At 70.0% G+C, this 17,048-nt stretch carries 17 protein-coding genes; 8 read left to right on the forward strand and 9 right to left on the reverse strand.

Translation table 11 applies throughout. The features are described 5' to 3' along the window. The first annotated feature begins 100 nt into the window (after window positions 1-100). Window positions 101-2,605 (forward strand): FxSxx-COOH system tetratricopeptide repeat protein, encoded by a 2,505-nt coding sequence (gene fxsT / locus ACIBHY_RS20370; RefSeq protein ID WP_397247229.1) that lies wholly within the window; start codon window positions 101-103, stop codon window positions 2,603-2,605. Here the strand turns inward: fxsT and ACIBHY_RS20375 are convergent. The 3 genes from ACIBHY_RS20375 to ACIBHY_RS20385 form a co-directional block, all read right to left on the reverse strand. Beyond that, window positions 2,602-3,828 (reverse strand): FxsB family cyclophane-forming radical SAM/SPASM peptide maturase, encoded by a 1,227-nt coding sequence (locus tag ACIBHY_RS20375; RefSeq protein WP_397247231.1) that lies wholly within the window; start codon window positions 3,826-3,828, stop codon window positions 2,602-2,604. The two genes, fxsT and ACIBHY_RS20375, sit on opposite strands and share 4 nt — an antisense overlap. Window positions 3,829-3,964: 136 nt before the next feature. Further along, window positions 3,965-4,153: a hypothetical protein gene (locus tag ACIBHY_RS20380; RefSeq protein ID WP_397247233.1), complete on the reverse strand. Its 189-nt coding sequence runs from the start codon at window positions 4,151-4,153 to the stop codon at window positions 3,965-3,967. A 42-nt stretch (window positions 4,154-4,195) separates the two neighbouring features. Next, the gene (locus ACIBHY_RS20385; protein ID WP_397307435.1) at window positions 4,196-4,654 is read right to left on the reverse strand and encodes a MarR family winged helix-turn-helix transcriptional regulator; all 459 of its coding nucleotides are present in this window, start codon (window positions 4,652-4,654) and stop codon (window positions 4,196-4,198) included. Between the two features lie 77 nt (window positions 4,655-4,731). Here ACIBHY_RS20385 and ACIBHY_RS20390 point away from each other — a divergent pair, with 77 nt between their 5' ends. From ACIBHY_RS20390 to ACIBHY_RS20415, 6 genes are all read left to right on the forward strand, one after another. Beyond that, window positions 4,732-5,241 carry a VOC family protein gene (locus tag ACIBHY_RS20390; RefSeq protein ID WP_397307436.1) on the forward strand — a complete coding sequence of 170 codons (510 nt, stop codon included), beginning with the start codon at window positions 4,732-4,734 and terminating at the stop codon, window positions 5,239-5,241. A gap of 101 nt (window positions 5,242-5,342) precedes the next feature. Next, window positions 5,343-5,591 (forward strand): hypothetical protein, encoded by a 249-nt coding sequence (locus tag ACIBHY_RS20395; protein WP_397247237.1) that lies wholly within the window; start codon window positions 5,343-5,345, stop codon window positions 5,589-5,591. A gap of 87 nt (window positions 5,592-5,678) precedes the next feature. Then, complete coding sequence (locus ACIBHY_RS20400) at window positions 5,679-6,335, forward strand: DUF998 domain-containing protein (RefSeq protein WP_397247239.1); 657 nt, start codon at window positions 5,679-5,681, stop codon at window positions 6,333-6,335. Between the two features lie 63 nt (window positions 6,336-6,398). Further along, window positions 6,399-8,528 carry a nitrate- and nitrite sensing domain-containing protein gene (locus ACIBHY_RS20405; protein WP_397247241.1) on the forward strand — a complete coding sequence of 710 codons (2,130 nt, stop codon included), beginning with the start codon at window positions 6,399-6,401 and terminating at the stop codon, window positions 8,526-8,528. Next, entirely contained in the window at window positions 8,525-8,902 is a 378-nt protein-coding gene (locus ACIBHY_RS20410) for a DUF742 domain-containing protein (RefSeq protein ID WP_397247243.1), read from the forward strand. Before ACIBHY_RS20405 ends, ACIBHY_RS20410 begins: the two co-directional genes overlap by 4 nt. Window positions 8,903-8,946: 44 nt before the next feature. Then, a complete protein-coding gene (locus ACIBHY_RS20415) occupies window positions 8,947-9,915 on the forward strand; it encodes a DUF4331 family protein (protein WP_397307437.1) in 969 nt (322 codons plus the stop codon). Here ACIBHY_RS20415 and ACIBHY_RS20420 read toward each other — a convergent pair. The 4 genes from ACIBHY_RS20420 to ACIBHY_RS20435 are packed head-to-tail and all read right to left on the reverse strand — an operon-like array spanning window position 9,912 to window position 13,327. Then, on the reverse strand, window positions 9,912-10,484 hold the full coding sequence (locus ACIBHY_RS20420) for a GTP-binding protein (RefSeq protein ID WP_397247247.1): 573 nt from the start codon (window positions 10,482-10,484) through the stop codon (window positions 9,912-9,914). The two genes, ACIBHY_RS20415 and ACIBHY_RS20420, sit on opposite strands and share 4 nt — an antisense overlap. Further along, window positions 10,465-10,821 (reverse strand): DUF742 domain-containing protein, encoded by a 357-nt coding sequence (locus ACIBHY_RS20425; RefSeq protein WP_397247249.1) that lies wholly within the window; start codon window positions 10,819-10,821, stop codon window positions 10,465-10,467. Before ACIBHY_RS20425 ends, ACIBHY_RS20420 begins: the two co-directional genes overlap by 20 nt. Then, window positions 10,818-11,225, reverse strand: a complete 408-nt coding sequence (locus ACIBHY_RS20430; protein ID WP_397247251.1) for a roadblock/LC7 domain-containing protein — start codon at window positions 11,223-11,225, stop codon at window positions 10,818-10,820. The genes ACIBHY_RS20425 and ACIBHY_RS20430 overlap by 4 nt, the downstream gene beginning before the upstream one ends. Continuing rightward, on the reverse strand, window positions 11,222-13,327 hold the full coding sequence (locus ACIBHY_RS20435) for a nitrate- and nitrite sensing domain-containing protein (protein ID WP_397307438.1): 2,106 nt from the start codon (window positions 13,325-13,327) through the stop codon (window positions 11,222-11,224). The genes ACIBHY_RS20430 and ACIBHY_RS20435 overlap by 4 nt, the downstream gene beginning before the upstream one ends. 153 nt (window positions 13,328-13,480) lie before the next feature. Here ACIBHY_RS20435 and ACIBHY_RS20440 point away from each other — a divergent pair, with 153 nt between their 5' ends. Then, window positions 13,481-14,248, forward strand: coding sequence for an SDR family NAD(P)-dependent oxidoreductase (locus ACIBHY_RS20440; RefSeq protein ID WP_397307439.1), 768 nt, complete (start codon window positions 13,481-13,483; stop codon window positions 14,246-14,248). Here the strand turns inward: ACIBHY_RS20440 and ACIBHY_RS20445 are convergent. Next, window positions 14,229-15,059: a PrsW family intramembrane metalloprotease gene (locus ACIBHY_RS20445; protein ID WP_397307440.1), complete on the reverse strand. Its 831-nt coding sequence runs from the start codon at window positions 15,057-15,059 to the stop codon at window positions 14,229-14,231. The two genes, ACIBHY_RS20440 and ACIBHY_RS20445, sit on opposite strands and share 20 nt — an antisense overlap. Further along, complete coding sequence (locus tag ACIBHY_RS20450) at window positions 15,056-17,023, reverse strand: NAD(P)-binding protein (protein WP_397307441.1); 1,968 nt, start codon at window positions 17,021-17,023, stop codon at window positions 15,056-15,058. Before ACIBHY_RS20450 ends, ACIBHY_RS20445 begins: the two co-directional genes overlap by 4 nt. Window positions 17,024-17,048: the final 25 nt, after the last annotated feature.

A 17,048-nucleotide genomic window follows, 5' to 3' on the forward strand; every position in this document is an offset into this window, starting at 1 on the left:
GAGCCTGTCCGCACGCCGGTGTTGCGGCTATCGTTTCCTTGCTTGTCCATTCTCTGCGGACGGGAGGGCGGAGCGCGTGACCGATTCGGAACGTCCCATCATGCGGGGGGCGACCGGCGGCTTTCCTGAGGTTTGGAAAGTCCCCCCGCGCAACACGAACTTCACCGGGCGCGACGAGCTCATGGGCAGCTTGCGCTCCAGCATCACGAAGAAGACCACGGCCGTGGTCCCGCACGCCCTCCAGGGCTTCGGCGGTGTCGGCAAGACCCAGATCGCGATCGAGTACGCCTATCGCTTCCGCGGCGAGTACGACGTCGTCTGGTGGATCCCCTCCGACCAGCCCGGCCTGGTCCGGTCCACGCTGGCACAGCTCGCGCCGAAGCTGGGCCTGCCCGACCCGACCACGACGGGCATCGAGGAGGCCGCCAACTCCGTGCTCGACACGTTGCGCAGCGGCAAGCCGTACGACCGATGGCTGTTGATCTTCGACAACGCCGACGAGCCGGAGGACATCAACGACATCCTCCCCCAGGGCGCGGGCAACGTCCTGATCACCTCGCGCAACCACCGCTGGGCCAGCCTGTACGAGACGGTGGCCGTGGACGTCTTCCCGCGTCCGGAGAGCGTGGAGTTCTTCATCAAGCGCATGCGCCGCTCGATCACGGAGAAGGACGCCGACCGGCTGGCCGGCGCGCTCGGGGACCTGCCGCTGGCGCTGGAGCAGGCGGCGGCCCTGCAGACCGAGACCGGCATGTCGGCCGACGACTATCTGCGCATGCTGACCGAGCGCACCGCGATCCTGCTGGGCGAGGGCAAGCCGAGCGAGTACCCGCTGCCGATGACGGCGGCGTGGAGCCTGTCGGTGAACGAGCTCAAGGACAACCTGCCCGAGGCGATGGAGCTGCTGCGCTGCTGCGCCTTCTTCGGTCCCGAGCCGATCCCGCGCTCGATCTTCGTCTCGGTCGACGGCCCGGTCCGCCCGGTCATCGCCGACCTGCTGGCCGACCCGATCCGGCTGGGCACCGCCATCCGGCGCCTGGGCAAGTACGCGCTGGTGCGCATCGAGTCGGAGCCGTCCAGGCCCACCACGCTCCAGGTCCACCGGCTGATCCAGGCGCTGCTGCGCGAGGAACTGGAGCCGGAGACCCAGGAGGAGATCCGCTCGGAGGTGCACTCCCTGCTGGTGGGCGCGGCGCCGGAGTCGCCGGACAACCCGACGGACTGGACGACGTACGACGCGCTGCTCGCCCACCTCGAACCGGCTCGGCTGGCCGACAGCGTCCGCGACGACGTGCGGGGCTTCGCGCTCAACGTCTTCACCTACCTGAACGCCTCGGGAAACCACCAGGGGCTGCGCGACCACCTCGACACGTTCCTGCAGAAGTGGACCGACGAGTTCGGCCCCGACGACCTCTACGTGCTGCGGGCCCGGCGTGTGCAGGGCGACCTGCTGCGCAGCATGGGCCAGTACACCGAGGCCCACCAGCTCAACACCGCGACGCTGGCGAAGATCCAGGCGAACGTGGGTGTGGAGCACCCCGACAGCCTGGTGCTGCTCAACGGCATCGGCGCGGACCTGCGTGCCCAGGGGCTCTTCCCGGAGGCGCGCGACCACGACACCGAGTCCGTGCGCCTGCACCGCAAGGTGTTCGGGCCCGACCACGTGAGCACGCTGCGCGCGGTCAACAACCTGGCGCTCGACTACGGCCTGACCAGTGACTACCTGGGCTCGCGGACGCTGCTGGAGGAGGCCCTGCGCTCCGGCGGCAACGCGGTCAACCGGATCACGCAGCTCAACCTGTGGGCCGGTCTCGGCCGGGCGGTCCGGCTGTGCGGCTACTACAGCGAGGCCTGCGACCTCGGCGAGGACGCCCTGGCCTTCGGCCGCGAACTGCTGGACGCCGACCACCCGCGCGTCCTGCTGACGCAGAAGGACCTGTCGATCGCCCTGCACCGCTACGGCGAGCACGAGCGGGCCCTGGAGCTGGCCCAGGACGTCCACGCGCGCTACGTGCGCCTGTACGGCCTCGACCACCCCGGCACCCTGGCCGCGGCGACGTGCCTGTCCAACGCGCTGCGCGTGAACAACTTCATCCAGGAGTCGTTCGACCTGGCCAACGACACGATGCAGCGCTACCCCAAGCTGTACGGCCCCGAGCATCCCTACAACTACGGCTGCGCCAGCAACGTGGCGCTGATGTACCGGGTGCGCGGCGAGCCGCTGGAGGCCCGCCGGCTCAACGAGCGCGCCATGGAGGGCCTGGACCAGCGGGTCGGGCGCGACCACCACTTCACGCTCACGGTGGCCGTCAATCTCGCCAGCGACCTCGCCATGCTCGGTGAGCTCAAGGAGGCCTGCAAGCTGGGCGCCGACGCCCTCGAACGGCTGCGCCGCCTGCTGGGCGAGGACCATCCCACGACCCTGGCCGCCGCGGCGAACCTGGTCGTGGACCTCGCGCAGTCGGGCCAGACGGAGAAGGCCGAGGCGCTGTCGGCCGAGACCATGGACCGCTACCGGGACACGCTGGGACTCGACCACCGCGACGCGGTCGTGGCGATGGAGGGCCGGCATCTCGACTGCGACTTCGACCCGCCGCCGATCTAGGCGCGGGGCTGCGACAGCAGCGACACGTCCTCGACCATCACCCGCCGGATGTGGGAGATCAGCCGGTACAGGTCCTGGCAGTAGACCGACGGATTGCGGAATCCGCTGCCGGGCCGGTACCGGTGCGGGTAGAGCCCGCCGCCGCACACCCGGACGAGGTCGCACGACAGGCACGCGCCGGACATGGCGCGCATGCCGATCTGCCGCGCCGCGATCGCCGGAAGGGTCAGGACCGCGTCGAAGGAGTCCTTGAGTACGTGGAGCAGGGTGCCCGCGGCCCCGTCGTAGGCGGACTTGAGCGTGTCCACCTGTTCGACGGCGCCGCTGGTCTCGACCACGACCACGGCCACCGGTGAGAGCCCGATGGCCTCGCTGCGCGAGGTCCTGCCGCACAGCAGCCGGATGATCTCGGTGAACAGCCGGATCTGGGTCTCCCGCTCCGGCGCGGCGTACCAGCGGTCGAAGACGGCGGACAGGTAGTCGCCGTAGGGCGTGGCCGTGTCCGACCAGCCGGGTGGCGGGCTCTCCCAGTTGCCGTGCGGCAGCAGGAAGTCCACCATCGGCGGCTGGAACTCGATCAGCGCCTCGTAGGTCTTGACCGGGTCGTTGGCCAGTTCGAGCGTGCACAGCAGGCCGCTGAACAGGTGCCGGTAGGCGGGGTCGGCCAGGCGTTCGAGGCCGGTGCGCACCTCGTCATAGGTGCCGCGGCCCGAGGCGCGGCGGCGGTGGAGGTCGTGTCCCTCGGCGTCGCCGTCGAGGCTGACGCCGACGTAGACCTCGTGCTCGGCGAACAACTCCAGGAACGCCTCGTCGATCAGGACGCCGTTGGTCTGCACCCGGAGAACCAGTTCGGTCTCACCGAGGGCGGCGCGCAGCGCGGTGACCGCGTAGCGGGTGTGCTCGACGCCGGCCAGCAGCGGCTCCCCGCCGTGCAGGATGACCTCGACCCCGCTCAGGCCGTGACCGGCGGCGTGCTCGGCGATGCGGGCGGCCACGCGGTCGATGGTGGCCTTGGCCATCCGCCTCGGCTGGCTGCGCCAGCCCTGGTCGGCCATCTCGTAGACGTAGCAGTAGTCGCAGGCCAGGTTGCAGCGGCTGTGGAGCTTGACGATGAACTGCCGGAACGGCGTGGGACGCCATCCGGATTCGAGGAGACCCTGGACGTCGAGCGGCCCAGGCCACTCGCGCTCGCCGGGCATGATGTCCCCCGCGCCTTCTCCCACGCTGATCAGCTCCCACGGATGAGATTAGAGCGCAGAGATTGGCCCCGATATGCCCCGTTTCAGGGGGTGGCAAACTCCCGTTCACGAACGAGCAAAGGCCGACCGGGGATCCGGTCGGCCGCATGCCCCGCGGGTCTCACAGGCCCGAGGGATCACGTCCCACGCTGATCTCCTCGGCGATCCTGCGGATCTCCGAGACCTCCAGGCCGGGAGCCTTGGGCAACTGCCGCAGCAGCGCCTCCATCACCACCGGCACCGGCTGGCCCGCCAGGCTGCCGGCGAGGCCGTGAACGGCCTGGAACAGCGCTGCGTCCGTGTTGTGCATGCGACCCCGTCTCATCGTCGACAGATTTTCCCCGGGGTCACGCTACGACGAGCCGCCGACAGTTTTGCTCCGCACCGCCGTACAGATCTCGTCGAGGGCGCGTAGCTGGGCGGGGGTGAGGGCGTCGAACAGGCTCTGCCGTACCTCTTCGACGTGGCCGGGGGCGGCGGCGGCCAGGGCGGCGAAGCCGTCCTCGGTGAGGACGGCGATGTTGCCGCGGCGGTCGTCGGCGCAGGGGGCGCGGCGGATCCAGCCGCGCTCCTCCAGGCGGGCCACGGCGTGGGACAGGCGGCTCTGCGAGGACTGGGCCCGGTGGGCGAGGTCGGTCATGCGCATGGAGCGGCCCTCCGCCTCCGACAGGGCCACCAAGATCATGTAATAGGTGTGCGGCATTCCGGCGTCGCGCTGGAGCTGGCGGTCCAGGCGCTCGTTGACGAGCTGGGTCGTGGCCAGGAAGTTGCGCCAGATGCGCTGCTCTTCGTCGTCGAGCCATCGGGTCATGCCGGCCAGTTTACTTGAACTCTCAAATAAGTCGGGGTATGTTGCTTGAGAGTTCAAATTTCCGAGGAGGGATCGTTATGCCGGTCCAGCGGCTCAACCACGCGGTGCTCTACGTCCGCGACGTCGAGCGCAGCGTCGCCTTCTACCGCGACGCGCTCGGCTTCGAGATCGTCATGGAGATGCCGGGCGCCGCCTTCATGCAGGCTCCGGGCTCGACCAACGACCACGATCTCGGGCTGTTCCAGATGGGCGCGCAGGCCGGTCCCACGACCGCGGGGCGTACCTCCGTCGGGCTCTACCACCTGGCCTGGGAGGTCGACACGCTCGACGAGCTGCGGCGCATCGCGGCCAACCTGAGCGAGCTCGGCGCGCTCGCGGGCGCCTCCGACCACTCCACCACCAAGGCGCTCTACGCCAAGGACCCCGACGGGCTGGAGTTCGAGGTCTCCTGGCTGCTGCCCGCCGCGCTCATCACCGACGAGGTGATCGCCGCCCGCTCCGGCATCCGCCCGCTCGACCTCGCCAAGGACATCGAGCGGTACGGCGGGCAGACCCGCGGCGGCGTGGGCGTCTCCATCCCCGCCTAGAGGCGCGGCCAGGTTCCCAGGACGGTACGGACACTTTCCGCGAACTTGCCGATTTCCGGGTTACCGTGGCCATAAGAGACTGACCCGCCCGGGAGTAGGTCATGCAGAGCGACCCTGAGCACATCGTCGACGTCATCGACGGGGTGGTCGACGACTGGGAGGCGATGAGCGCCGACTCGATGCGCTGGGCGCCTCCGGAGACCAAAGAGCCCGACCTGTTCGACGAACTGACCGAGATCGTGGCGCCGCTGGTCAACGCGGCGACCACCGTTCTGCGCCCGGTGGGAGAGGCCATCGAGCGCGTTCTGGACCACCTCATCGAAGGCGGCCCTGACGACCGCGACCGCTGACCCCCGGGAACCCCTGAGACGGGATCAGGGTCAGGTCAGGGGTACGGCCCGATGCCCGCGCCGGCCGGTGCGGGGCAGGCTTGGAATATGGCCGCAGTAAAGAGGTTCTATCCCCACATCGCGTTCTTGGCGATCACCTTCTCGGTGATCGCCGTCGTCGTGGGCCAGATCGTGCCCGACCCGTATCTGGACCCGATGAACGCGACCGTCAGCGAGTACGCCGTGGCCGACCGCGGGGGCGTCACGGAGCTGGGGATGGCGATTCTGGGGCTGGGGTCGTTCGTGCTGCTGGCGGGGCTCCGGGCGGCGGGGGCGCCGATCAAGGGACTGCCGCAGTGGCTGCTGGGGGTGTGGTCGGGAGCGCTGATCGTCGCCGCGGTGGTGCCGACCACGCCCATCGGGATGGACATGACCACGACGGCGATGATCCACCGCTACGTCTCGGTCGCGGCGTTCGTCAGCCTGCCGGCGGCGGCCGCGCTGCTCGTGCCGAGGTTCACGGCCGACGCCCGGTGGAAGCCGATCGCGCGGACCATGGAGTGGCTGGCCCTGGCGGGCGGGCTGGGCGTGCTGGCGATCGCGTACGTGGCGATGCCCGGCGACCGGGTGCTGATCGGGCTCGTGGAGCGCGTGCTGCTGGGCGCGGAGGTCGCGGTGCTCGGGGTTCTGGCCGCGTGGTTGGTCAGGCTGGCCTGGGCAAAGCGTGTCCAAATCCTGACATATCACAAGTTTCTCACGAATTGATCATAATCACCTACTACTTCGGTGCTATCCTCTCCCGCGATCTTCTAACCGGGAGCAGGTGTCATGGCATCGGGCAGATCCATCCGATTCAAGATCTCGGCGCTGCTCGTGATCCCCTTGGTCTCCCTCGTGGGACTCTGGGGATTCGCCGCCGGGACCACCTCCGGAGACGCCCTCAACCTGCTGAAGATCGACACCTTGTGGCGCGGCGCGATCGACCACGCCGACGGTCTGGTCAGCGCTCTCCAGCAGGAACGGCTCGCCTCGGCCGAGAAGGTGGCCGGAAGCCAGAGCGACCCCGCGGCGCTGGCCGCGAGCAGGGCCAGGACCGACAAGGCCCGCAAGACCTTCACCGACCAGGCCTCGTCCCCCGACACCGTCGGCGCCCTGAACCGCGACATGGCCCGCCAGCTCAACGAGACCCTCACGGCCGTCGGCGACCTCGCCGACGCCCGGCGGCTGGTCGACGCCGGCTCCGCGACCCCGGCCGAGCTGATCGCCGCCTACGGTGAGATCTCCGACGCCGTACACCGGCTGTACGCCGCGTTCGCCCTGGGCACCGACCTGCAGCTCTACCAGCAGGCCCGCGGCCTCATCGGCGCCGACCAGGTGCGCGAGCTGCTCAACCGCGAGCACGCGCTGATCGTCGCCGCCGCGGGCGCCCCGTCGGAGGCCGACCGCCGGCTGCTGGCCCGCCTCGACGGCGCCAGGGCCTACCAGTACCCCAGGGCGATGGCCGACCTCGAACCCGGGCTGCGGGTGCTGTTCCAGAAGGTCGACACGACGGTCCTGGACCGCATGGTCACCGGCTACCTCGCGGGCGGCAAGAGCGACGTCGAGCTCTGGCGCGGCGTCGCAGAACCGGTGCTCAAGGGCTACGACGAAGCCGTCTGGAAGAACGGCGAGGCGCTGCTGGCCCGCATGGAGCCCGCCGGCTACGCCATCATCCTGCGGGCCGTCGCCGCGGGCGCGCTCGGCCTGGTGGCCGTGATCTTCTCGATCATCGTCTCCGTCCGGGTCGGCCGCCGGATCACCCGCGAACTGGCCACGCTGCGCCGCGGCGCTCTGGAACTGGCCGAGCTGAGGCTGCCCGAACTCGTCGGCCGCCTGCGCAAGGGCGAGAACGTCGACCTGGTCGCCGAGGCGCCGCCCGTCGCGGTGCAGGCGGGGTCCACCAGCGAGGTGGTCGACCTGGCCGCCGCCTTCGACAGCGTGCAGAGCACCGCGATCGACGCCGCCGTCGAGCAGGCCAGGCTCCGCCAGGGCATCGCCGAGGCACTGCGCAACCTGGCCCGCCGCAGCCAGTCGCTCGTCCAGCGCCAGCTCAAGCTGCTGGATGAGATGCAGAGCCAGACCGAGGAGCCGGAGGCGCTGGAGCGCCTCTTCCGCCTCGACCACCTGACCACCCGCATGCGCCGCCACGCCGAGGGCCTCGTGCTCCTGTCCGGCGGTACGGCCGGCCGCAGATGGCGCTCCACGATCCCGGTCGAGGACGTCCTGAGCGGAGCCGCGGCCCAGGTCGAGGAGTACACCCGGGTCCGCGTCTACCCGATGCCCGAGTGCGGCGTAGCCGGAGCCGCGGTCGCCGACCTCATGCACCTGTTCGCCGAGCTGATGGAGAACGGCGCCGCCTTCTCCTCCCCGGGCAACGAGGTCTCGGTCCGCGGCGAACTGGTCGGCAGGGGCTTCGCCGTCGAGATCGAGGACCGCGGCCTGGGCATGTCCGAGGAGGCCAGGTCGGCGGTGAACGAGCGGCTGGCCAGGCCGCAGGAGTTCGACCCGTCGCAGACCGAGCGGCTCGGCTTCGCGGTCGTGGGCATGCTCGCGGCCAGGCACGGCGCGGTGGTCACGCTCAAGCCCTCTCCCTACGGCGGCACGACGGCGATCGTGCTCCTGCCGTCGGTGCTGATCGAGCCGCTGCCCACGGTGGCCGACGCGCCGCCGGAGCTGGAGTCGGTCTCCGTCTCGGTGGTGCGCACGACCGAGACCGGGTTGCCGCGCCGTACGCGGACCACGACCAAGAACGCGGAACTGCCCCGCCGTACGAGGCAGGCAAACCTTCCGCAACGGGTAAAGCAGGAACAGACAGAGGAACGCTCGCCCGAGGAGACGAGGGCGCTGCTCTCCTCGCTGCAGTCAGGCTGGCAGCGCGGACGCCAGGACAGCGAGAAGGATGGGGGATCTGAATCGTGAGTCGCGAGGACGAGTGGGTGGATGAGGAGGCCGGGCCGGTGGTGCGGCCGTACGCGGTGGCCCGCGGCCGCACGCGTTCCTCTTCGGCGGCTCTCGACCTGCTGGCGACCGTGGCGGCGACCGGGCTGCCCGCGCCCGCGCAGGCGGAGCTGAGCACGCAGCACCGCAGGCTTCTGGGTCAGATCTCCCAGCGGCGGGGCGCGCCGGTGGCCGAGGTCGCGGCAGAACTGGGCCTGCCGGTCGGCGTGGTGCGGGTGCTGCTGGGCGATCTGATCGACTACGGGCTGGTCCAGGTACGCCAGCCGCTCGGCAAGGTGGGCTCTCCGACGGAGAACCTGCTCAGAGAGGTCATCAGCGGCCTCAAGGCCTTGTAGGAATCCTGGGATAACCCAGAGGCGCGCCCGGGAACGAGCGGGGCATGTCACATCATCTGAGCGGCCCCAACCTGCGCCCGCCCGCGGGGGACGCCCGTCTCGACCTCACTGACCTGTTCGCGTTCCAGTCGCCGGACCGGCGGGAGCACACCGTGTTGATCATGGATGTGAACTCCTTCGGCTTCGACCCGTCGGCAGGGCCCCACCCGTACCCGGGTGCCGTCTACCGGCTCAACGTGGACACCGACGGGGACAACCGGCCCGACGTGGCGTTCAGCTTCGTCTTCTCGGAGCCGGACGCCCAGGGCGGCCAGAAGGTCACCCTCTACCACGCCACCGGCGAGCGGGCCGGGGAGCACCACGCGAGCGGCGAGGTGGTCGTCCGCGACGTGGACGTGAGCTTCGGCCCCGACCCGATCATCGTCAGGGAGGGCTGGCTCACGCTCTCGGTGGGCCTGCGCAGCGACCCGTTCTTCGCCGACCTCGAAGGCATCGGCAACGACTTCACGTGGACCGGCAACGACACCATGGCCGGCAACAACGTGATCAGCATCGCGATGGAGATGCCCGACCGGGTGCTCGGAGAAGAGCCGCTGATCGGCCTGTGGGGCCGCGTGGTCGTCGAACGGGACGGGCGGTGGGTCTCGGTGGACCGGGGCGCCCATCCGTCGCTCACGGCGTATTTCAACGCCGAGGACGCCAAGGACGCGTACAACGCCGGCGAGCCCGTGGACGACGTCCGGAAATATCGGGACACGTGGGTCAAGGTCCTGGAGCACACCGGCGGCTACACCTCAGAAGAGGCCGCCAAGGCCCTGGAGGCGGTCCTGCCCGACGTGCTGCGCTTCGACCGCTCCAAGCCCGCCCGCTACCCGAACGGCAGGCGGCTCGACGACGACGTCACCGACATCCGCCTGCAGCTGGTCAGCAACGGCCAGATCCAGGGGGACGGGATCGGGCCGCACACCGACCTGCTGCCCGGCTTCCCGTACACCGGACCGCCGCACCTCTAGCCGGCGGCGGTCAGCGTGCGCAGAGAGTGCTCCACCAGGGAGACCATGACCTCCTTGGCGGACGCCCGCCGCCGCACGTCACAGAGCAGCACCGGCACGTCGTCGTCCAGGTCCAGCGCGACGCGCACGTCCTCGACGCTGTGCCTGGAGGCGCCGTCGAAGCAGTTGACGGCGACCACGAACGGCGTGCCGCGCTGCTCGAAGTAGTCCACCGAGGGGAAGCAGTCGGTCAGCCGCCGGGTGTCGGCGATGACGACCGCGCCCAGGGCGCCGTGGGAGAGCTCGTCCCACATGAACCAGAACCGCTCCTGGCCGGGCGTGCCGAACAGGTAGACGACCAGTCCCTCCCTGATCGTGATGCGCCCGAAGTCCATGGCAACGGTGGTGGTCGTCTTGGTCTCGACCCCGTCGAGGTCGTCCACCCCGATGCCGATGTCGGACAGCACCTCCTCGGTCCGCAGCGGCTTGATCTCGCTGATCGAGCCGACCAAGGTGGTCTTGCCGACGCCGAAGCCGCCCGCGATGAGGATCTTGAGCGCTACGGGGTCGTCAGAGAGCTCGGAGTCCATTGATCACTTCCTTGAGAAGTCGCTCACTGGGCCGCGGCCCCGCCGCGTTGGGAGCGGTCACCGAGATGAGTCCGTGGTCGTGCAGGTCGCTCAGCAGCACGCGGACGACGCCGACCGGCAGGTCGAGCTCGACGGCGACGTCGGCGACCGAGATCGGCGAGCGCGCTGCCCGCAGGATGGCGAGTTGCTCGGGGCCGAGACCGCCCGGCGGATCGCCCACGGAGCTCACCATGGCGATCAGGTCGAGCGTCTCACCCGAGGCGGACCGCGTCCTGCCCCGGGTCAGAGCGTAAGGACGGACCAGCGGCCCGGCCTCGTCGTCCATCCACATCGTCATGACAGGCCCGATCGGGGGTTGGTCGTGATGTGCTGCCCGACCCGTTTGACCAGCATCGCCATCTCGTAGGCGATGTGGCCGACGTCCACGTTCGCCTCGGCCATCACGGCCAGGCAGGTGCCCTGGCCGGCGGCGGTGACGAACAGGAACGCCTGCTCCATCTCCACGATGGTCTGGCGCACGTCGCCACCCTCGAAGTGGCGGCCGGTGCCGCGGGCCAGGCTGTGGAAACCCGACGCCACGGCGGCCAGATGCTCGGCGTCCTCGCGGGTCAGGCCCTTGGAGTGGCCGACCGCGAGGCCGTCGGTGGACAGGATCACGGCCTGCCTGACGGCTGCGACCCTGGTCGCCAGGTCGTCGAGGAGCCAGTTGAGCTCCCCGGTGTTCGTGATGGGCGTGCTCATGAGTCGTCCCCCTCGTTGTCTGCTTCTTCTCGGGCGCGCTGGGTTCCCCGCTGGAACGCGGAGAATAGGTCGCGTACCTCGTCGGGAGAGCGTTCAGTTGTGGGCGGCGGCGGTGGATCCGGCGGCTTGCTGAGCTGGGCGGGCAGGTTGGCCTGCCGTACCCGCCTGGGCAGGCCGTCGTTCGGCTGGCCCACCACGGCGAGTGGTTTGGGCCTCTTGCTCGAACGGCTCGGCAGCTCGATCGGCTCCTCGTCCGGCGCGGGAGGCAGCGCCTCCCGCTCGGTGACGAGCCGCTTCGGGATGAGCACGATCGCGGTGGTGCCGCTGAAGGGGGAGGCGCGCAGCGTCACCTGCAGCCCGTGGCGCTCTGCCAGCCTCGCCACGACGAACAGTCCGAGCCGGTCGCTGTCGGCCAGGTCGAACTCGGGCGGGTCGGCCAGCCGGGCGTTGATCTCGGCGTACTCCTGGGGGCTGAGGCCGAGCCCGCGGTCCTCGACCTCCAGCACGTAGCCGTTGCTGACCAGGTCGCCGCGCACCTGCACGGCGGTCTCCGGCGAGGAGTAGATGCTGGCGTTCTCGACCAGCTCGGCCACGAGGTGGGTGAGGTCGGCCGCGGCGCCGCCGTCGAGGGCGGCGCCGGGCATGGCCTCGACGTTGATCCGCGCGTAGTCCTCGACCTCGGCGATGGCGGCGCGCACGATGTCGAGCACCGGCACCGGCTTGCGCCAGGCGCGGCCGGGGGCGGCGCCCGACAGGATGATCAGGCCCTCCGCGTGCCGGCGCATGCGGGTGGTCAGGTGGTCGAGGCGGAACAGCTCATCGAGCCGGTCGGGGTCGTGTGTACGGCGCTGCATGGCGTCCAGCAGGGAGAGCTGGCGGTGGAGCAGGCCCTGCTTGCGCCGGGCGAGGTTGAGGAAGACCTGGCTGACGCCCTGGCGGACGGTCGCCTGGCCGACGGCGGCCTCCACCGCGGTGCGCTGCACCGAGCCGAAGGCGCTGGCGACGTCGGTGATCTCGGCCGAGCCGCTGACCTTGAGCGGCTTGGCCTCCTTCTTCACGTCGATCTCGTCGCCGTCGCGCAGCCTTTGGACCAGGCGCGGGAGCCGTACCTCTGCCAGGTCGAGGGCGGCGGTGCGCAGGCCGGCGAGCTCGGCGGCGAGGCGGCGGCCGAAGCGCACGGAGATGAGGATGGAGGCGATGACGGCGACGAGCCCGACGCCGCCGGCGAGCGCGATGCGCACGATGATCGCGGTGGCGCCGTCGGTGGCGCGCTCGGCGATGACCCCGGTGGCGGAGGCGCCGATCTTGTCGAGCTGGTCGGCGAGCTTGGTGACCGCGGTGTTCCACTCGTCGGCGTTGTCCGGGGGTCGGCCGGTCTTGACCACGCTCAGCTCGGCGGCGCTGAAGTTCAGGAACGCCTCCCCGCCGAACACCTCCTCGTACGGCTGCCGCAGCGACACGTCGAGCCCGGCCAGCCCGCGCGCGTGCATGAACTTGCGGGAGGCCACGTACTCGGTCATGGCGGTGACCTCGGCTGGGCTGAGGTCACCGCTGATCACGGCGCCGCCGACGAGAGCCTGTTCCCTGGCGATGAGCTCGCGGGCGTTGCCCATGGACTGCAGGGAGGAGGCCTGCTGGAACAGGGCGAGGTCGGGCACGGTGACGAGGTGGTCGTAGAGGCGGAACAGCGCGTCCAGCACCCGGTTGTACTCGTTCATGCCGCTCAGCCGGGAGCTGTTGCCGGTGTCGATGTCGCTGCGGATGGACCCCAGCCGGGCGAGTTCGGTGTTGAGGGCGTCGAGGGTGGGGCGCATCTCCTCGGTGACGGCGTCGCCGGCTTCCACGGCGGCCTTCTGGAACCGGCTGACGGAGGTGTCGGTGCGGGCCCGCTGCTCGCCCAGGTCCTCGGTGAGCTTGCGCGTGGTGGCCGCGGCGACGGAGCGCGTACGTTCCGACTGAAGCTGGAGCCCTAGATCGGTGGAGGTCACGCCGATCGTCTGGTACAGGGTGTTGGCCCGAAGAAGGTTCTGTCCGTCACCGACGGTGAGGTTGAGGACGAACCCCCAGAGCGCGCTCAAAGACAGCAGGGGGAGCAGCAGCAATAAGAAGATCTTGAACCGAATTGACCGGTTTCGGGAGCCCATGTTCCAACCTCGGGGTCGAGGCGTATATCCACACTTTGTGTAAATACACCTCCGGAAGATCGCACAGGAGACTAGCACCTAATAAGGTTCCGGCGCAGTGGGAGGAACACGATGATTACCGTGATAACTGGGGCCAGTGCCGGGATCGGAGCCGCCGCGGCAGGGCGGCTGTCGGCCCTCGGGCACGAGGTCGTGCTCGTGGGCCGCGACGCGGCCCGGCTCAAGGCCGTGGCCGACGGGTTGACCGGCCCCAAGGCCGAGGTCCTGACCTGCGATTTCGCCGCGCTCGACGACGTGCGGCGGCTGGCCGGGGTGCTGCGCGAGCGCTACGAGCGCATCGACGTGCTGGCCAACAACGCCGGGGTGCTCAGCAAGCGGCGTCAAGTGACAGGAGACGGCCATGAGCTGATGGTTCAGGTCAACCATCTCGCGCCGTTCCTGTTGACCCATTCTCTGACCGACCGGGTTGACAAGGTGGTCACGACGACGTCCATGGCGGCCGGCACCGGCCGCCTGGATCCCGGCGACCTCAGCAGGGAGCGGCGCCGGTGGAACGCGTGGATGCAGTACGGCGACACCAAGCAGGCCAACATGCTCTTCACCCAGGCGCTGGCCGCCCGCGGGGTGCACGCGACCTGCTTCCACCCGGGCGTCATCCGCACCGGCTTCGCCGGCGACACGCTGCTGATGCGCCTCTACCTGGCGGTCCCCGGCATGGCCAAGCCGCCGGCGACGGGCGCGCGCACGCTGGTCCACCTGGCCACGTCCGCGGGCGAGCCGGGCCGCTACTACGTCAAGGAGAAGCCGGCCCGCGGCAGGGCCGACCACGACCTGGCCGAGCGGCTCTGGACGGCCAGCCTCAGCGCTCTCGGCGGCTGATCGAGCGCAGCCAGAGCAACGCGAGGGCCGAGATGACGATCAGCCCGCCCCAGTTCAGCACCGTGTAGAGATGGATCTGCCCGTCGGTGACGCCGGGCACCTTCCCGATGCGGATCAGCTGGAACTGCCACGGCTGCCCGGTCAGCAGCAGCGTGATCGCGATCGCCAGCCCGCTCATCGAGTCCCAGAGCGCGTGGAGAAGGGAGACGCCCAGGTACGCCAGGATCACCTTGCCGGCCAGCCTGCCGCCCGCCGAGAACAGCACGCCACCGACGATCGCGGTCCACAGGCCGTGGCCGACGGGCGCGAGCACGCCCCGCAGGATCTCGGTCTCCACCAGCTGTGCCACCGAGATGCCCTCGCGGGTGAACAACGCGTTGAAGGCGTATCCGGCGCTCTCGAAGGCGGCGAAGCCGAAGCCGACCGTGGCGCCGAGCACGACGCCGTCCCAGACGTCGTGCCGGCGCAGGCCGCGGGTCAGCAGCATCAGGGCCGCCAGCTTGACGCCCTCCTCGATGAGGCCGACGCCGGCGTACATGACCAGCGACGGCTGGAGGTAGCTCTCCAGGATCGAGGCGCCGAGCACACCGAGGACGCCGCCGATCACGAACGCCTTGAACAGCAGCTCGACGGTCACCTCCGACGAGCGCTCCCGCGTGTAGGCCCAGACCACGAACGTCACCGGCACCAGGAAGCTGCCGAGCAGCACCACGGTGGGGAGGAGGTTGGAGTTCTCCGTCCAGATCGTGACCAGGACGGACGCGGCCCACAGCGCCAGCCCGATGAGGAAGATCTTCAGCCAGGGTCTCATGTGGACAGCTCCGCGACGGCTCGGTAGGCGGCGGTGACGGCGGCGTCGGCGTAGGCGGCCGGGATCGAGTCGGAGTTGGCGATCGCGATCCGGCCGTGCCGCCTGCGCGCGGTCTCGGCGGGGAAGGGACCCTCGGGGTAGAAGGCGTTCCAGGGGCGGCAGTACTCGGGGGCGTAGCCGTGGCCCCAGCGGTTGACGGTGATCGCCTCGATGTCCTTGCCGGGGTCGAAGCCGCCGGCGCCGAGGAGCCTGGCCAACTGGTCGCGGATCGTGTACTCGAAGAAGGAGAAGTCCGTCTTGAGCAGGTTGTGGCGGCCGGCGATCGCGCCCTCGCCCGGGCCCATCGTCGACACGCACGGCGTGGCGATCATGTGCACGTTGATCGGCTGGGAGGGGTCCTTCGGGCACTCGTAGCCGGGCATGCTGACCGGGTAGTCGAGCTCGGAGACGCACCAGTAGGCGCCGGTCCACCTGGTGTGGTTGATGCCGACCTTCCGCCAGGCCTCCCAGTTGCGCAGCTGCACCATCGCGTAGAGCAGCGGCATCTTGACCGCCTGGTGCATGGCCTGCTTCTGCGCGGGCGGCAGCGACGGGACCAGGTAGGGGATGACCATGTTCCAGCAGGCCATGACGACGGCGCCGGCGCGCACGGTCTTGATCTGGTGGCCGTCGAAGTAGCCCACGGTGGCGGTGGTCGCGGTGTCGGGGTCGCCGTCGTTGGACGCCGTCACCACCGGGCTGGACAGCCGGAAGCGCACCCGGTTCGAGGGCAGGTCGAGCTTGCCGTAGTCGAAGGAGGCGGTGGTGATGTCGTCCATGCCGGTCGCGCTGGCGAAGCCGGGGATCATCCGGCCGACCATCATCCTCACGAGCGCCTGGTTGCCCTCGGGGAAGTGGTAGATGTACGCGTCGTCGGCGTCCCATTCCTTGATCATGCTGGGGGAGTTGAACTTGGAGGGTTTGCCGGCGTCGAGCTTCAAGCCCTGGAAGCCGGGGAAGTCCCACTCCTCCGCGCTGCCCCAGGCGTCGATCGCCCCGAAGGCCTGCGTGCTGTAGGCCCATTCGTCGCTGGACTGCGTGCGCAGGAACAGCTCCGCGTCCGGGTGGACCTTGCACACCTCCAGCAGGAACCGCGAGTACGTCAGGTCGGCGAGCCTGCGTTCCTTCTCGGCCTGCGACATGCCGGGGAACCAGTCGGGCGGGTTCTTGTACAGGCGCAGCAGGTCCTTCTTCGCCTGCGCGGCCACCGGGAGCTGGGCGATCCACTCCTCGGCCTTGATCCCCGGCGTGTACTTGACCAGCCGCTCCACCGGGAAGGTCTCCCGGTCGCACATGACGCTGTCGTACATCTTGAGGTTGGTGTAGAGCTTCTGGTCGAAGTACTTCTCGAACTTCTCGACCTTGACGCCGAGCTGCCGCAGGAGGTTCTTGCCCTCGGGCGTCCAGACGGAGGGGGCCTCGATCGACTGCGAGCCGCCGTAGCCGATGAGCGGGCCCTTGCGGGCCTGCGGGGTGAACTCGTTGCGGCGCGCGTGGCCGCCGATCTCGTCGTGGTTGTCCAGGATGAGGATGCGCGCACTGGGGTTGGCCCGCAGCCATTCGAAGGCGGCGCTGACTCCGCTGATGCCGCCGCCGACCACAACGAGGTCGTAGTTCTCGCCGGTGAACTCGGGCGTGCCGGCGTACTCCCAGAAGCGGTCGTCGCGCAGGGCGTGCGGCACGCTGAGCGCCTGCGCGGTGTTGCCCTGCAGGCCGGTGAGCGTGGGCGGGAACTTCACGTCGGTCGGGACCTGGAGCTCGGGGGTGCCGATGACGCCCGGTTCACCGGAACGCGGCCCGCAGCCCGCCGCGGCGCCGAGCGCCGCCACCCCCGCGGCCATCGCCACGCCGTCGAAGAAGTCCCGGCGCGATATGCGCCGTCCCATCCCGAGCTCGTGTGCCCTGCGGGGGTTGATGTCACTCATGGGCGCGATCATCACTACGGGCGGT

It is taken from the genome of Nonomuraea sp. NPDC050547, assembly GCF_044457345.1.
In the GTDB taxonomy this organism is placed as follows: Bacteria; Actinomycetota; Actinomycetes; order Streptosporangiales; family Streptosporangiaceae; genus Nonomuraea.

What these genes read in the sequence shown, in the direction of transcription:
- ACIBHY_RS20425 (WP_397247249.1), bottom strand. Translation starts at nt 10,821, where the DNA reads ATGACGATGTGGATGGACGACGAGGCCGGGCCGCTGGTCCGTCCTTAC.
- ACIBHY_RS20445 (WP_397307440.1), bottom strand. Translation starts at nt 15,059, where the DNA reads ATGAGACCCTGGCTGAAGATCTTCCTCATCGGGCTGGCGCTGTGGGCC.
- ACIBHY_RS20420 (WP_397247247.1), bottom strand. Translation starts at nt 10,484, where the DNA reads ATGGACTCCGAGCTCTCTGACGACCCCGTAGCGCTCAAGATCCTCATC.
- ACIBHY_RS20380 (WP_397247233.1), bottom strand. Translation starts at nt 4,153, where the DNA reads ATGCACAACACGGACGCAGCGCTGTTCCAGGCCGTTCACGGCCTCGCC.
- ACIBHY_RS20400 (WP_397247239.1), top strand. Translation starts at nt 5,679, where the DNA reads ATGGCCGCAGTAAAGAGGTTCTATCCCCACATCGCGTTCTTGGCGATC.
- ACIBHY_RS20395 (WP_397247237.1), top strand. Translation starts at nt 5,343, where the DNA reads ATGCAGAGCGACCCTGAGCACATCGTCGACGTCATCGACGGGGTGGTC.
- ACIBHY_RS20385 (WP_397307435.1), bottom strand. Translation starts at nt 4,654, where the DNA reads ATGACCCGATGGCTCGACGACGAAGAGCAGCGCATCTGGCGCAACTTC.
- ACIBHY_RS20450 (WP_397307441.1), bottom strand. Translation starts at nt 17,023, where the DNA reads ATGAGTGACATCAACCCCCGCAGGGCACACGAGCTCGGGATGGGACGG.
- ACIBHY_RS20415 (WP_397307437.1), top strand. Translation starts at nt 8,947, where the DNA reads ATGTCACATCATCTGAGCGGCCCCAACCTGCGCCCGCCCGCGGGGGAC.
- ACIBHY_RS20405 (WP_397247241.1), top strand. Translation starts at nt 6,399, where the DNA reads ATGGCATCGGGCAGATCCATCCGATTCAAGATCTCGGCGCTGCTCGTG.
- ACIBHY_RS20390 (WP_397307436.1), top strand. Translation starts at nt 4,732, where the DNA reads ATGCCGGTCCAGCGGCTCAACCACGCGGTGCTCTACGTCCGCGACGTC.
- ACIBHY_RS20440 (WP_397307439.1), top strand. Translation starts at nt 13,481, where the DNA reads ATGATTACCGTGATAACTGGGGCCAGTGCCGGGATCGGAGCCGCCGCG.
- ACIBHY_RS20430 (WP_397247251.1), bottom strand. Translation starts at nt 11,225, where the DNA reads ATGAGCACGCCCATCACGAACACCGGGGAGCTCAACTGGCTCCTCGAC.
- fxsT (WP_397247229.1), top strand. Translation starts at nt 101, where the DNA reads ATGCGGGGGGCGACCGGCGGCTTTCCTGAGGTTTGGAAAGTCCCCCCG.